Origin of the sequence: Thermoactinospora rubra (assembly GCF_002093975.1) — a bacterium.
Classification (GTDB): domain Bacteria; phylum Actinomycetota; class Actinomycetes; order Streptosporangiales; family Streptosporangiaceae; genus Nonomuraea; species Nonomuraea rubra_A.
In genome coordinates, this window is record NZ_MSZZ01000060.1 from 47,378 (window position 1) to 60,673 (window position 13,296).

14 protein-coding genes are annotated in these 13,296 nt (G+C 69.8%); 7 read left to right on the forward strand and 7 right to left on the reverse strand.

Going from position 1 to position 13,296, the window contains the following annotated elements; translation table 11 throughout:
- Positions 1 to 10 precede the first annotated feature (10 nt).
- Together ddaH and leuA are read left to right on the forward strand one after the other, a co-directional pair.
- Entirely contained in the window at positions 11 to 754 is a 744-nt protein-coding gene (gene ddaH, locus BSB02_RS33795; protein ID WP_084965056.1) for a dimethylargininase, read from the forward strand.
- Positions 755 to 926: 172 nt separating this feature from the next.
- Positions 927 to 2,633, forward strand: a complete 1,707-nt coding sequence (gene leuA / locus BSB02_RS33800; protein ID WP_084965057.1) for a 2-isopropylmalate synthase — start codon at positions 927 to 929, stop codon at positions 2,631 to 2,633.
- On the opposite strand, the gene BSB02_RS33805 is transcribed toward leuA, so the two are convergent.
- Positions 2,602 to 3,321: a TetR/AcrR family transcriptional regulator gene (locus BSB02_RS33805; protein ID WP_084965058.1), complete on the reverse strand. Its 720-nt coding sequence runs from the start codon at positions 3,319 to 3,321 to the stop codon at positions 2,602 to 2,604. The two genes, leuA and BSB02_RS33805, sit on opposite strands and share 32 nt — an antisense overlap.
- A 112-nt stretch (positions 3,322 to 3,433) precedes the next feature.
- Between BSB02_RS33805 and BSB02_RS33810 the strand changes: the two genes are divergently transcribed.
- Genes BSB02_RS33810 through BSB02_RS33820 form a run of 3 tightly spaced genes read left to right on the forward strand, consistent with a single transcriptional unit; the run spans position 3,434 to position 5,485 of the window.
- Positions 3,434 to 3,643, forward strand: coding sequence for a hypothetical protein (locus BSB02_RS33810; RefSeq protein ID WP_143591513.1), 210 nt, complete (start codon positions 3,434 to 3,436; stop codon positions 3,641 to 3,643).
- Positions 3,644 to 3,701: 58 nt separating this feature from the next.
- Entirely contained in the window at positions 3,702 to 4,601 is a 900-nt protein-coding gene (locus BSB02_RS33815) for an NAD-dependent epimerase/dehydratase family protein (RefSeq protein WP_084965060.1), read from the forward strand.
- Complete coding sequence (locus BSB02_RS33820; protein ID WP_084965061.1) at positions 4,598 to 5,485, forward strand: Gfo/Idh/MocA family protein; 888 nt, start codon at positions 4,598 to 4,600, stop codon at positions 5,483 to 5,485. Before BSB02_RS33815 ends, BSB02_RS33820 begins: the two co-directional genes overlap by 4 nt.
- On the opposite strand, the gene BSB02_RS33825 is transcribed toward BSB02_RS33820, so the two are convergent.
- Genes BSB02_RS33825 through BSB02_RS33835 form a run of 3 tightly spaced genes read right to left on the reverse strand, consistent with a single transcriptional unit; the run spans position 5,473 to position 8,955 of the window.
- Positions 5,473 to 6,477: an acetamidase/formamidase family protein gene (locus BSB02_RS33825; RefSeq protein ID WP_084965062.1), complete on the reverse strand. Its 1,005-nt coding sequence runs from the start codon at positions 6,475 to 6,477 to the stop codon at positions 5,473 to 5,475. The genes BSB02_RS33820 and BSB02_RS33825 overlap by 13 nt on opposite strands.
- Complete coding sequence (locus BSB02_RS33830) at positions 6,474 to 7,856, reverse strand: APC family permease (protein ID WP_084965063.1); 1,383 nt, start codon at positions 7,854 to 7,856, stop codon at positions 6,474 to 6,476. Before BSB02_RS33830 ends, BSB02_RS33825 begins: the two co-directional genes overlap by 4 nt.
- A gap of 25 nt (positions 7,857 to 7,881) precedes the next feature.
- Positions 7,882 to 8,955 (reverse strand): substrate-binding domain-containing protein, encoded by a 1,074-nt coding sequence (locus tag BSB02_RS33835; RefSeq protein WP_240506897.1) that lies wholly within the window; start codon positions 8,953 to 8,955, stop codon positions 7,882 to 7,884.
- 56 nt (positions 8,956 to 9,011) lie between these two features.
- Here BSB02_RS33835 and BSB02_RS33840 point away from each other — a divergent pair, with 56 nt between their 5' ends.
- Positions 9,012 to 9,446 carry a MarR family winged helix-turn-helix transcriptional regulator gene (locus BSB02_RS33840; protein WP_084965064.1) on the forward strand — a complete coding sequence of 145 codons (435 nt, stop codon included), beginning with the start codon at positions 9,012 to 9,014 and terminating at the stop codon, positions 9,444 to 9,446.
- 815 nt (positions 9,447 to 10,261) lie between these two features.
- On the opposite strand, the gene BSB02_RS33845 is transcribed toward BSB02_RS33840, so the two are convergent.
- Complete coding sequence (locus BSB02_RS33845; protein WP_206185031.1) at positions 10,262 to 10,753, reverse strand: hypothetical protein; 492 nt, start codon at positions 10,751 to 10,753, stop codon at positions 10,262 to 10,264.
- A gap of 290 nt (positions 10,754 to 11,043) precedes the next feature.
- Between BSB02_RS33845 and BSB02_RS33850 the strand changes: the two genes are divergently transcribed.
- Positions 11,044 to 11,319, forward strand: coding sequence for a DUF433 domain-containing protein (locus tag BSB02_RS33850; protein ID WP_169729462.1), 276 nt, complete (start codon positions 11,044 to 11,046; stop codon positions 11,317 to 11,319).
- 120 nt (positions 11,320 to 11,439) lie between these two features.
- On the opposite strand, the gene BSB02_RS33855 is transcribed toward BSB02_RS33850, so the two are convergent.
- Both BSB02_RS33855 and BSB02_RS43755 read right to left on the reverse strand, forming a co-directional pair.
- A complete protein-coding gene (locus tag BSB02_RS33855; RefSeq protein ID WP_084965066.1) occupies positions 11,440 to 12,249 on the reverse strand; it encodes a phosphotransferase family protein in 810 nt (269 codons plus the stop codon).
- 298 nt (positions 12,250 to 12,547) lie between these two features.
- Positions 12,548 to 12,757 carry a hypothetical protein gene (locus BSB02_RS43755; RefSeq protein ID WP_143591515.1) on the reverse strand — a complete coding sequence of 70 codons (210 nt, stop codon included), beginning with the start codon at positions 12,755 to 12,757 and terminating at the stop codon, positions 12,548 to 12,550.
- Positions 12,758 to 13,296: the final 539 nt, after the last annotated feature.

Sequence of the window (13,296 nt, forward strand, 5' to 3'; positions counted from 1 at the left end):
AACTCGCGTCATGCCCGGTATCGCACTGGTAAGGACCCCGAGCCCGAGGCTGGCCGACGGCATCGTCACGCACGTGGAGCGGCAGCCGGTGGACTACGGCCTGGCGCGCGAGCAGCACGCCCGCTACGTCGCCGCCCTGGAGGACGGCGGCTGGCAGGTGCGTCCCGTACGGCCGGCCGACGAGCTGCCCGACGGGGTGTTCGTGGAGGACGCGGTCGTGGTGTGCGGGGGGCGTGCCGTCCTGACCCGGCCGGGGGCGCCCGAGCGGCGGCCGGAGGTCGACAGCGTGGCGCAGGCCGTACGGGACCTCGGCCTGGAGACGACGCGCGTCCGGGAGCCGGGCACGCTCGACGGCGGCGACGTGCTGCAGGTGGGGCACGCCGTCTACGTCGGCAGGACCGCGCGCACCAACGACGAGGGCATCGCGCAGCTGGCCGCCGCCCTGCCGGACCGCGAGGTCGTGCCCGTGCCGGTGCGCGGCGTGCTGCACCTGAAGTCGGCGGTCACCGCGCTGCCAGACGGCACGCTGATCGGCGACCCGCGATGCGTCGACCTGCCGGGCATGCTGGTCCCGCCGGAGGAGGCCGGCGCGCACGTGGTGCTGCTCGGCGGCGACCGGGTGCTGATGGCGGCCTCGGCGCCGCGGACCGCGGCGATGCTGCAGGAGCGCGGCCTGGAGCCGGTGACGGTGGACATCTCGGAGTTCGAGAAGCTCGAAGGCTGCGTCACCTGCCTTTCGGTTCTCATCATGTGAGATCGCGGCCGGGTCATCGCGAGACGTCTGATAGCTTGTCTGTCATGCTGCGCGGGCTCCTCCTGCTTACCCGCCGCGGCGGGGGCCTGTAAGAGGCCGGCTCCCTCGCCGCGGTGGCGCTTCCGCGTGTCGGCCGTTTCCCGTTCCAGACCCGGCCGAGGAGCCATTGCAGATGACCAGCCAGCAGCCCAGCGGCATGCCGATCCATCGCTACCAACCCTTCGAGCCCGTACGGCTCGCCGACCGCACGTGGCCCGACAAGGTGATCACCAAGGCGCCCCGATGGTGCGCCGTGGACCTGCGTGACGGCAACCAGGCCCTGATCGACCCGATGGACTCCCACCGCAAGCTCCAGATGTTCGAGCTGCTGGTGCGGATGGGCTTCAAGGAGATCGAGGTCGGCTTCCCCGCCGCCTCCCAGACGGACTTCGACTTCGTCCGCAAGATCATCGAAGAGGGCCGCATCCCCGACGACGTGGTGATCCAGGTCCTCACCCAGGCCCGCCCCGAGCTGATCGAGCGCACCTTCGAGGCGATCCAGGGCGCCAGGCAGGCCATCGTCCACCTGTACAACTCCACCTCCACGCTCCAGCGCCGCGTGGTGTTCGGCCTGGACAAGGACGGCGTCACCGCCATCGCCGTCGAGGGCGCCAAGCTGGTGCGGAAGCTGGCCGAGGCCAGCGACGTGGACGTCTACTACCAGTACTCTCCCGAGTCCTTCACCGGCACCGAGCTGGAGTACGCCGTGGAGGTGTGCGACGCGGTCAACGAGGTCTGGCAGCCCACCCCCGACCGCAAGGTGATCATCAACCTGCCCGCCACGGTCGAGATGGCCACCCCCAACGTCTACGCCGACCAGATCGAGTGGATGCACCGCCACCTGAGGAACCGCGACTCGATCATCCTGTCGCTGCACCCCCACAACGACCGCGGCACCGCCGTGGCCGCCGCCGAGCTGGGCTACATGGCCGGCGCCGACCGCATCGAGGGCTGCCTGTTCGGCAACGGCGAGCGCACCGGCAACGTGTGCCTGGTGACGCTGGGCATGAACCTGTTCTCCCAGGGCGTCGACCCCGAGCTCGACTTCAGCGACATCGACGAGATCCGCCGGATCACCGAGTACTGCAACCAGCTGCCGGTCCACCCGCGCCACCCCTGGGGCGGCGAGCTGGTCTACACCGCCTTCTCCGGCTCCCACCAGGACGCCATCAAGAAGGGCTTCGAGCACCTGGAGAAGGACGCCGCGGCGGCGGGCGTGCCGGTCGAGCAGTACCCGTGGGCCGTGCCGTACCTGCCCATCGACCCCAAGGACATCGGCCGCACCTATGAGGCGGTCATCCGGGTCAACAGCCAGTCCGGCAAGGGCGGCATCGCCTACATCATGAAGACCGACCACCAGCTCGACCTGCCCAGGCGGCTGCAGATCGAGTTCTCGAAGGTCATCCAGGCGCGCACCGACGCCGAGGGCGGCGAGGTCACCCCGGCCGAGATGTGGGAGATCTTTACCGACGAGTACCTGCCCAACCCCGCCAACCGGTGGGGACGGCTGGGCCTCATGGCGCACCGGCACGAGTCCACGGTCGACGACAAGGACCGCATCAGCGCCGACGTCCGCGTCGACGGCGAGATCCGCGAGGTCGAGGGCGTGGGCAGCGGCCCCATCTCGGCGTTCATCGACGCGATCTCGGTCATCGGCGTGCAGGTGCGGGTGCTGGACTACGTGGAGCACGCGCTCACGGCGGGCAGCGACGCCAAGGCGGCGTCCTACGTGGAGTGCGACGTCGACGGCAAGGTGCTGTGGGGCGTGGGCATCGACGCCAACACCACCACCGCCTCGCTCAAGGCGATCATCTCGGCCGTGAACCGCGCCACGCGCTGAGGCCCAGGTAGCGGGCCATGGAGAGCGCGCCGTGCTCGAAGGTCGCGGCGCGCTCTTCTATGACGTTGTCGTACATGCCGAACAGCTCGAAGCTGACCGCCCCGTAGATCCACGTCCAGGCGTGCAGGCCACGGAGCGCGACCTCGCCGGGGACGTCGCCGAAGAGCAGCTCGCGCAGGCGGGCCGCGTCCTCGTGGTGCCCGGCCGGCGCGGGAGTCGGCTCGGGGGCCTGGATCGCGCCGGCGGCCCAGGCCTCGCCGAGCAGCCGGGCGAACACGACGCCGTCCCGGGAGGCCGGGGCGACGGTGTCGGCCGGGGCGCGGTAGCCGGGCACAGGGGTGCCGTGGATGAGGGCGTACTCGTGGGGATGCGCGAGCGCCCACTCCCGGATCGCCCGGCACAGGGCCAGCCAGCGGCCCACGAAATCCTCGCGCGGGCAGGTCGCGTCCGCGTCCTCCACCGCCTGGCCGACGGAGTTGAAGGCGTCGATGATCAGCGCCGTCAGCAGGGCGTCCTTGGTCGGGAAGTAGCGGTGGATCGCGCTGGACACCATGCCCATCTCCCGGGCGACCGCCCGCAGGGACAGTCCGTTCGCGCCCTCGGTGGCCAGGTGGCGGCGCGCGATGTCGGTGATCTCCCGGATTAGCTCGGCTCTCACCCGTTGCCTCGCGGTACGGCCTGCGCTCATGCGTCCAAGGTAGCAGAGCATCGCTTAGAAACGAGAGCAGTGCCCTTGACGAGCGGTGCTCTCAAAGGAGAGCATTGCTCTCATAGGAAGCGACGACGAGGCGGAGCGTGAGATGCCCTCCCTGCGAGTGCTGTACGAGGAGTACGCGGCGAACGGCCGCATCGACGAGTCGGCTCCCGTCACCGGCGAGTCGGTGGTGGAGATCGACGCCCTCGCCTCCACGGTCTGGCGGTTGCTGACCGAGATGCGGGACTGGCCGGCTTGGGCGCCCGGCCACGAGAGGTACCTGGGCATGCTCAAGGCCGCGGCGGAGTCCCGATGACCCCGCTCGAGAACACCGATCCGCTCCTTTCGAAGATCCTCTGGAAGCAGGTCTGATCATGGGCAAGCACGTCGTCGTCGGGGCCGGGCAGGTCGGCTCCCACCTGGCCGCCAAGCTCGCCGCGCAGGGACACGAGGTCGTCGTGGTGACCCGGTCGGGCAGCGGCCCGGCCGGGACCACCCGGGTGGCGGCCGACGTGGCCGACCAGGCCCGGCTGACCGAGCTGGCCGAGGGCGCCGACGCCCTCTACAACTGCGTCAACCCGCCCTACCACCGCTGGCTCACCGACTGGCCGCCGATGGCCGCCTCCTTCCAGACGGCGGCCGAGCGCACCGGGGCGGTGCTCGTCATCCTCGGCAACCTCTACGCCTACGGGCCGGTGGACGGCCCGATGACCGAGGACCTGCCGCTCGCCTCCGACGTCCCCAAGGCGCGCGTCCGCGCGAAGATCTGGCACGACGCGCTGGCCAGTGGCATCAGGACCGTGGAGGTGCGCGGCTCGGACTACTTCGGCCCGGGCGCCACCGACCAGGGCTACCTGGGGGACAGGTTCATCGGGCCCCTGCGAGCCGGCAAGACCATCCGCACGCTGTGGCCCCTGGACGTCCCGCACAGCTGGACCTACCTGCCCGATGTGGCCGACGCGCTCATCGCCGCCGCCACCACCGAACGCGCCTGGGGCCGCGCCTGGCACGTGCCCACCGCCGAACCGCTCACCTTCCGCGAGATGGGCGCCCGCATGGCCGCGACCCTCGGCCTGCCGGAGCCGCGCATGGCGACGCTCCCGTGGCCGGCGGTGCGGGCCATCGGCCTGGTCTCGCCGATGATCGGCGAGCTGAGGCACGTGCGGTACCAGTTCACCAGGCCCTTCGTGCTCGACTCCACGGCCTCCCAGGAGGTCCTGGGGCTGCGCCCCACGCCGATGGACGTGGCGCTCCGCCGTACGCTGGGACGATGAGAATCGCCATGATCGGGCTCGGCGACATCGCCGAGAAGGCCTACCTCCCGGTGCTGGCCGCGCAGCCCGGCCTCGAGTTGCACCTGTGCACGCGCAACCCGGCCACGCTGGAGCGGCTCGGAGAGCGGTACCGGGTGCCGAGCCGGTCCGCCTCCGTGGAGGAGGTGGTCAAGGCGGGCGTCGACGCCGCGTTCGTGCACGCCGCGACCGAGGCGCACCCGCCGATCGTGGAGGCGCTGCTCGAGGCGGGCGTGCACGTCTACGTGGACAAGCCGATCGCCGGCACCCTGGAGGAGACCCGCCGGCTGGTACGGCTCGCGCGGCACGCCGGCCGGTCGCTGATGACCGGCTTCAACAGGCGATACGCGCCCGGCTACGCGGGACTGCTGGAGCTGTCCCGGCACCTGGTGGTGATGGAGAAGAACCGCGAGCGCCGGCCGGACGCCGTGCGCCGCGTGATCTTCGACGACTTCATCCACGTGGTCGACACCCTGCGCTTCCTCGCGCCGGGGGAGGTGACCTCGCGGCGGTGCCGTACCAGAGTCCGCGACGGGCTGCTGGAGCACGTGGTGCTGGAGCTGGCGGGGGACGGGTTCACCGCGATCGGGATCATGAACAGGGCGAGCGGCGCGTCCGAGGAGTCCTGCGAGGTCATGGGCGACGGCGTCAAGCGCAGGGTGGTCAACCTGGGCGACGTGATCGACTACGCGGGCGGCGAGACGCTGATCCGCAGGCCCGACTGGGTGCCCGTCTCCCGCCAGCGCGGCATCGAGCAGGCCTGCCTGGCCTTCCTCGGCGCCGTCCGCTCCGGGCGCGTGATCGACGCCGAGGACGCCCTGGTCACGCACGAGATCTGCGAGGAGATCGTCAGTCAGGCGCGGTAGGCGTCGGCGAGCTCGCGCAGCCGCGCGTGGGCCGACTCGTAGACCTCCGGGCCGTCGAGGCACGCTTTGGGGATCTTGGCGACCATCGTGTAGTTGGTGTCGCACACGTTGCCCACGGGCGCCCGGCCGGCCTGGCTGACCAGCTGGTAGGCGTCCAGGAGGTCCAGGCCGGTCAGCGAGGCGGTCCAGGTCACCAGGTCGTGCTGGCTGATGCGGTAGGCGTCCTCCAGCGGGCGGGCCGACCCGGTGGACATCAGGTGGGTGTCGTCCTCCATCCGCGGCCACGGCGTGGCGACGCCCTTGATCAGCTCGACGGCGACCACGGTGTTCATCGCGCACTCCAGCGCGGTGCCGCACACCTCGCCCTCGCCCTGGCGGGCGTGCCCGTCGCCGATCGCGAACAGCCCACCCTCGACGTTGACGCCCAGGTAGACGGTCACCCCGGCGCGCAGCTCGGTGGTGTCCATGTTGCCGCCGTGCGCGTCGGGCGTGATCGTCATGCGGGCCTCGTTCGCGGCCGGGGCCACGCCGACCGTGCCGTGCATCGGGTCCAGGGGCAGCTCGACGGTGTAGTCGCTGTTCCTCGCCTGGAAGAGGGCGGTTCTCCGGGACAGGTCCAGGTCGTACCGCCAGACCCGCTCCTCCAGCGGCGGCTGCAGGGTCGCGGTCGTGTGCGTGCCGGTCAGCGCGCCGAACAGCGGGAACGTGCTGGACCAGGCGTGGTCGCGGGCCGGGGCGATCGAGACGAAGTGCAGGGCGAGCGTGTCCCCCGGCTCGGCCCCCTCCACGTGAAAGGGGCCGGTCACCGGGTTGAGATACGGGAACTCGCACACCTGCGAGGGCAGGTCCGACACCGACGTCACCCGGCCGCCGAAGCAGTCCTCGGTGAACAGCTCCAGGATCGTGCCCGGCCGTACCCTGCCGACGGGTGCCCGGCCGCCGAAGGTGTAGCTCAGCTCGTCCGGCCCGGGGTGGTAGGACACGACGTTCACGAGACCTCCGTGGGCAGGGTGGGCCGGTGGCCGAAGGCGTAGGAGGCCACCAGGATCGACAGGCCGAGCGCGAGCCAGCCGAAGCCCAGCAGCTGCGCGGCGACCTTGGCGTTGACGACGACGAAGACCAGCACGAGGAAGCCGATCACCGGGACGAGCAGGTGGGGCACCCAGTCGCGGCTGCCCCGCCGTACGACGTGGTGGACCACGACCGACACGTGCAGCAGCAGGAACGCGGTCAGGGCCCCGAAGTTGACCAGCGAGCTGAGCAGGGCGATGCCGTCGCTGTACAGGCTCATGCCGATGCCCAGCACAAGCGACACCGCGGCCACCAGGAGGGTGGCGTTGACGGGGACCTTGTGCCTGGGGTGCACCTTGGCGAGGAAGGCGGGAAGCCGGCGGTCGCGGCCCATGGCGTACAGCAGGCGCGAGGTGGCCGCCTGGGCGACGAGGGAGTTGGCGAAGCCCCACGCGACCGCCGTGGCGACCGCCGTCAGCACGCCGAGCCAGGCGCCTCCGGCGTACTCGGCCATGACGTAGAAGGCGTTGCCGCTGGGGTCCTGGCCGGCGGCGATCAGCTCGGAGCGCTGCGGGGTGAGCAGCGCCGCGACCCAGGTCTGGACGACGAACAGCACCCCGGCCAGCGCCAGCGCGGCCACCATGGAGCGGCCCAGGCGGGCGGCGTCCTCGCGGTTCTCCTCGGCCAGCGTCGAGATGCCGTCGAAGCCCAGGAAGGACAGCACGGCGATGGAGGCGGCGCCGAACACCACGGCCCAGGAGAACGTCGACGGGTCATACAGCGGCGCCAGCGCCCCGGCCTGCGCCTTGCCCTGCGCGAGGGCGACCACGCCGACCACCAGGAAGATCGCGAGCACCGCGAGCTCGGCGACCAGCATGATCCGGGTGATGCGGGCGGTCATCTGGATGCCCAGGTAGTTGACCACGGTGTTGAGGACCACGAACGCGATCACCCACGCCCAGACCGGGACGGCGGGCACGAAGGAGTTCATCGCGACGCTCGCCACCAGGTACAGCAGACCGGGGACGAGGATGTAGTCCAGCAGGATGGCCCATCCGGCCATGAACCCGACGGGCGCGGCGATGCCGCGTCCCGCGTAGGTGTAGACCGATCCGGCCATCGGGAAGGCGCGGGCCATCTGGGCGTACGACAGCGCGGTGAAGGCCATGGCGACCAGGCCGATGAGGTAGGCGAGGACCACCATGCCGCCGGAGGCGGCGAAGACGCCGCCGAAGATGCCGAACGGGGCGATCGGCACCATGAAGATCAGGCCGTAGATCATGAGGTCGGCGAAGCCGAGGGAGCGTTGCAGCTCCTGGCGGTAGCCGAACCTCTCCAGAGCTTCTGGAGGTTGGGTCATGGACGTACAGTAGAAGCATTGCTTTCTACTGAAAAGGTTTCTCTAGAAAGAATTGCAGTCCATCGGCCCTTCCGAGGAGGACGCGCTGCCGTACCTGCCGGTTCTCCAGCGTCAGGCGCCCGCGGGCGCTGGTGATCGTCGTGCCGTCCGCGACGGCGTCCACCTGCGGTACGGCCAGCGTCCCCGCGCGGTCGGCGAGCGCGGCGACCATGGCGACCGCCTCGTAGCAGCCGTGACCGTGGGCGTTGAGCAGGGGCGCGTGGGGGCCGAAGCGGCGGGCGTACCGCTCGGCGAAGTACAGGCCGGCGTCCGTGGGCAGGCCGTGGAAGTAGCCCATCGAGGTGTACAGCTCGCCGGTGTCGTCGCCGCCGATGCCGAGCAGGCCGTGCTCCTCCAGCGCGCCGCACAGCCGGGCCGCGCGGATGCCGCTGCGGAGGAAGGCGCGGTTGAACGCGACCAGGTCGCTGCCGATCAGCGTCAGGAGGATGGCGTCGGGGCCCGCCGCCTTGACCTCGTCGAGGGTGGAGGCGACGGTGCCGCTTCCGTAGGGGATGAAGCGCTCGCCGACCACCTTTTCCAGATATTTCCGGACACTGGCGTGGACGAGGCGCGGCCAGACATAGTCGTTGCCCAGCAGGAACCACCGGCGCGCCCTGCGATGCTCGGCCAGCCACTCGATGGCCGGCCTGAGCTGCCGCGACGGGGTCTCGCCGAGGAAGTAGACGCCGCTGGCGTGACCCGCGCCCTCATGCGGCGGGGCGTACACGAACGGCACCCGGCCCGCGACGGCGCGCGCCACGGCCACCCGCACGTCGCTGGCGTGCATGCCGGCCAGGGCGTGGACCGTGCCGGTGCCGACCAGCCCGGCCACCTCGCGCGCCACCTCCCGCGGCGGGCGCCCGCCGTCCACCAGCACCAGCTCCACCGGGCGGCCCAGCACGCCACCCCGCGCGTTGACCTCCTCGGCGGCCAGCACGGCGCAGTTGATGGCGCACGGACCGGCCAGCCCCAGCACGCCCGAGACCGGCACGACGAGCCCGACCCGCACCGACCTCGTCGGCATCAAGCGGGCCTCGAACGGGTCGACGATCGTCGCCACGCCGACGAGTATCCTCCAGTCAGGCGGCACACGCACCCAGGGAAGGACCAAACTTCATGATGACGACGGGGCTCGCGTCCTCCCTGGCGTACCTCCTCAGTCGAGCCGAGCGCAGCGTCAACAAGGGCCTGGCGGCCTGCCTGGCGCGGGAGGAGCTCACCGTCGAGCAGTGGCGCATCCTGCGGGCGCTCGCCGACGGGCGAGGGCACTCGATGGGGGAGCTGGCGGCGGCGGTGCTCATGCCGCACCCCACGCTGACCAAGGCGGTCGACCGGCTGATCGACCGGGCGCTGGTGTACCGGGGGCCGTCGGAGGGCGACCGGCGGCGCGTCGCGGTCTTCCTCGCCGACCGGGGGACCGACCTGCTCGCGCGGGTGGAGGGGGCGGTGGCCGAGTACCAGCGGGGGATCGAGGCGGCGTACGGCAGGGAGCGGACCGAGGAGCTCATGCGGGCGCTCGAGGAGCTTGTCGAGGTGCTTGAGGATCGGTAGCTTCGCGGCCCACCCGTTGCGCGCCTGGACTTCTACGCGCCTGATGCCCACCCCCGGGTGGTCCTCGCTGAGGGGCGCTTCGTGCCTTGGGGCTCGGGCTGTTCGTTTCCAGTCGCGCCGGGGGCGCGACTCCTGGCGGTCCTCGCTTCGCTCGGGCTGTCTATCGGGGTTGCTCCCTCGCTTCGCTCGGTCGCATCGGCTCCGTGCGCCTGCGGCGCACCGCTCGGGGGCTGACGCCCCTCGCTGAGGGCTCACTCGTTACGCGCCTGGACTTCCGCGCTGGTGACATCTGTCAGACATCGATACCGACGACGCTGATGATCTTGTCGTGATGTCGCGCCAGACGGTCGCGAAGCGGGAGGTCAGGCGGCTGTGGGCAGGCGACATCATGCAGGGAGTCTCAGTAGAGGACTATCCGGTCAAAGGCCGCGGCCCGCATCTTAAGAGCCTCGGCCTCGCGTCCGAGCTCGCTCCTCCACGAGTGGTCCGCCAGGCGGGCGGTAGCCGCCTCGGCCCGCATCCGAGCTGACCCCGCCTCTTGGTCTCCAGCACCGCCGGCATTCGCCTGGCCTGAGCCGCCGGAGCCTCTCCATGGGCCCGCAGTAGCCAATACAGCGTGAGAAGGCGGCGGTACTCGGAGCCTGCAGCCTCCCGGCTGAGACGCCATGGTCTTGGAAGACTTCCCGGGCTGACAGCGCGGATCCGATTCCCATCACCCGTTCTCAGGACGAAGGAGTACGTGTCACCCGCTCTCGCCCACCTGCCACTCAGCCCGCGTCGGCTGCGGCGCATCTCGCCCAGCCCTTCAGCGGTCGCTACACGTCCGGATCAGCCGGATCGGCCAGCAGTACCACTCGGCCAGCCTCGACGTCGAACCCGAGACTCGGATGACCGGGCGATTCCTCCGGAGTCATCAGCACAGACTTCCCAAGGCGCCGCCCGATCACGCGGAGGACATCCACCAGGACGTCCAGCCGCTGCTGCCCTTGCAGTTCTCTGAGGTCAACGTCGAAGTCGATCGACTCAGCCTGGTACGCCCGGAAAATCATCAGGATCTCGGGGACCGGCCAGACTCTCAGCTCGGGCATGTCGCCGGTGGATGCGGCGGCGACCATGTCGGCGGCCGAAGGAAGCTCCATCGGCTCGCCGCTTAGCGAGTAGGCATGCCGCCAGCCTTGCGACTGAACGAGCTCAAGCAGCGCCTGCCAGTCCTCAACAGTCGTTCCCTCCACGACCACGTCAGGCAACGCTCCGTTGACATCGGGGTCGAAGAGGGACTTCACGTCATCCCACAGCAGGTCGGGCACAGCACTCATCATCCCTGGAAAGCCGATCCGGCGGGCTACCGGCTTCGTGATGATCAGCCGAGCGGGGTACGCATGCCGCGACAAGCCCCACGTCACCGGCTGATCGCCGGGCCATTGACCAAGGTGCCGAGAGGCCGACCGCAGCCACTCACGACCGTGCCGCCATTGCCCGGATCGGTAATGCCCTGCTACTGGGATCGTGATCGCTGCCTTCCCAAGCTGACAACGCGGGTGCGATTCTCGTCACCCGCTCCGCTTGCGGGATTCCCTGCCTCTCGGTCGCTCCCGCATTGCCGGCCTGGCAGTATCCGGAGGGAGAGGGAGAGGGAGACGTCATCGACTTCGATCGGATCGCCATCGAGCCTGACAACCTTGAAGGCAAGCCCACCATCCGTGGTTTGCGTATCACGGTGGAGACGGTGGTACGGCTGGCCGCCGGCGGGTGGTCCTTCGATGAGATCCTCGCGGACCACCCGGACTTGGAGCGCGAGGACATCAAGCAGGCGCTTGAGTATGCGGCGGCGTCGACGAATGTCCACTTCTACCGTCTCCGAGAGGCGGCGTGAATTCCTAGCCGACGAGCTGCGGGCGGGCGATATCACGCAAGGAGTCTCGGTAGACGACCCTCAGGTCAAAGGCCGTGGCTCTGCATCCGAGCTCGCTCATCGAGCTGACCGTCTCTTGGTCTATAGCAACGCCAGCATTCGCCTGGCCTGAGCCGCCTGAGTGTCTCCGCGGGTTCGCAGCAGCCAATACAGCGTGAGAAGGCGGCGGCACTCGGTGAGCCTGGCGGCTTCCTCAGCGGTCAGTTCCAATTTCTCCAGCACCGCGGTCATGCCGGAGTGGTCGTTGCGCCAAACCGATATGTGCTCGACGACTTCGGCGAGTTCGAACGCACGGTCGCTGCGGCCGGAGTACTCGAAGTCAAGGACGCGAATGGCGGTCCCATCCCAGAGGTAGTTGGCCAGGTTCCCGTCGCCGGTGCCGAACACCGGAGTGCCCGGCCGCGCCAACAGCTCCTCCACCATGGGTCGCTCCACCCAGCTCCTCGCCTCGCGAAGCGCGTCAGCGACCGCAGGGTCTTCATCGGAAGGCAGCGCCGTCGCGCACCACGATCGCACCATCCCGAGGAGTTCGATCGGATGCCCGGCACGATCGGGCACCCGCTCCAGCACACGCTGAGGGATCGCCTGCTGGACCCTCGTGACGGCCTCGGCCAGGGCGTCGGCCAGCTGTCCCGTGATCGGCCCATGGACGGCGGCCCCGCCAAGCCGAGACATCACCACGGTCGGCGGATCAGCCTCCAGGTCCGCCGTCACCGGCGTGGGCGCAAGTCCAGGCGCGTACTCGTTGAGCAGCTCCAACGCTCGCCATTCCCGCTCGGGCTGGCCATGGTCGGACGATCGGTATTGCTTGATCACCGCATCGGGCCGCACTTCGATCGTGTGCTTGCTCGCCGGACCACCCATGCGCCCTCCGATCCTGCCGAGGATCATGACCCTACTCGGGGCACGGCATGCTTTCGATCGCTACGGATGCTGTCGGTTCTTACCTCCATCGCGGCATTCAGTGATCATTCAGTGATCATTCAGTGATCGCCGTGTATGCCCGCACCTCACGAACCGGCAGGGAGCCGCCTGGATCGCCGCCCAGCGGGACCTGGGAAACGTCGAGGCCGACGATCCAGGGCGACGGCGGCCGTGTTCCTGGCGACCCTCACCTCCTCCCCGCTGCCGCGCATCATGATCGGGTACGCACGCCCGGCGACCTGGACCCCGAGCGATTCCTCGCCGCCTAGATGTTCTGTCCTGAGAGGTTAGGTACGAGGCTGACGGGTGACCGACCGCCGAGCGCGGTGTGGCCGGTGGCCGCCCAGTCGGCCGCGATCCGGATCTGTACAGACAGCGCAACACGACGGAACGCGGCATCAACCGGATCAAACAGTGGCGCGGGCCGGCCTTCCGCTGCGGCAAGACTCCCGAAAGCCATCTGGTCGGCCTCCACCTGCTCGGAGCCATCTTGTGGATCCGAAGCCTCCAGCCATCTGAAGATCTGAAGTCCGTACAGGCCCCAGCAGGGCCAGGTCGCCCATCAGCAGGTCGCCACACAGCGCGGCGACCCGTTCGTGGTCTCGGGCGGCTCAGTCCCGGTGGCGGGGTCGGTGAGCGGATAGCCGTCCGGGTCGTCTTGGACCGGTCGCCGGAGCCACCAGGGGTCATGCCATTCGGCCAGCCTGCCTGTCCACGCTCGGCCGCCCAGGTACGCCGCCGGCCTCGCGTTCGGCGCCCTGGCAAGCGGGCAGTCCAGAGGCGGCATGATCCGGATTCTCGCCACTCCGAGGTCAGTCACGGGTGCACCCACCATTTTCGCCACTTAGAGTGATATAAATGTAACGTATTGTGCCTATTCTGGGAGAGTGTTGCTTACCGCGGCAAGCCGCCTCGGCCGTGCGTGGGAGCAGAGACCCGCCATGGGCGGCGCAGGCGGGGGCCGATGATCCTGTGATACTCCCTGTGTCAACCTCACGCCACGGCTTCGGTGAG

Coding starts and splice junctions, on each gene's coding strand:
- BSB02_RS33805 (WP_084965058.1), bottom strand. CDS start 3,321: ATGAGCGCAGGCCGTACCGCGAGGCAACGGGTGAGAGCCGAGCTAATC.
- BSB02_RS33815 (WP_084965060.1), top strand. CDS start 3,702: ATGGGCAAGCACGTCGTCGTCGGGGCCGGGCAGGTCGGCTCCCACCTG.
- ddaH (WP_084965056.1), top strand. CDS start 11: ATGCCCGGTATCGCACTGGTAAGGACCCCGAGCCCGAGGCTGGCCGAC.
- BSB02_RS33840 (WP_084965064.1), top strand. CDS start 9,012: ATGATGACGACGGGGCTCGCGTCCTCCCTGGCGTACCTCCTCAGTCGA.
- BSB02_RS33810 (WP_143591513.1), top strand. CDS start 3,434: ATGCCCTCCCTGCGAGTGCTGTACGAGGAGTACGCGGCGAACGGCCGC.
- BSB02_RS33820 (WP_084965061.1), top strand. CDS start 4,598: ATGAGAATCGCCATGATCGGGCTCGGCGACATCGCCGAGAAGGCCTAC.
- BSB02_RS33855 (WP_084965066.1), bottom strand. CDS start 12,249: ATGATCCTCGGCAGGATCGGAGGGCGCATGGGTGGTCCGGCGAGCAAG.
- BSB02_RS33830 (WP_084965063.1), bottom strand. CDS start 7,856: ATGACCCAACCTCCAGAAGCTCTGGAGAGGTTCGGCTACCGCCAGGAG.
- leuA (WP_084965057.1), top strand. CDS start 927: ATGACCAGCCAGCAGCCCAGCGGCATGCCGATCCATCGCTACCAACCC.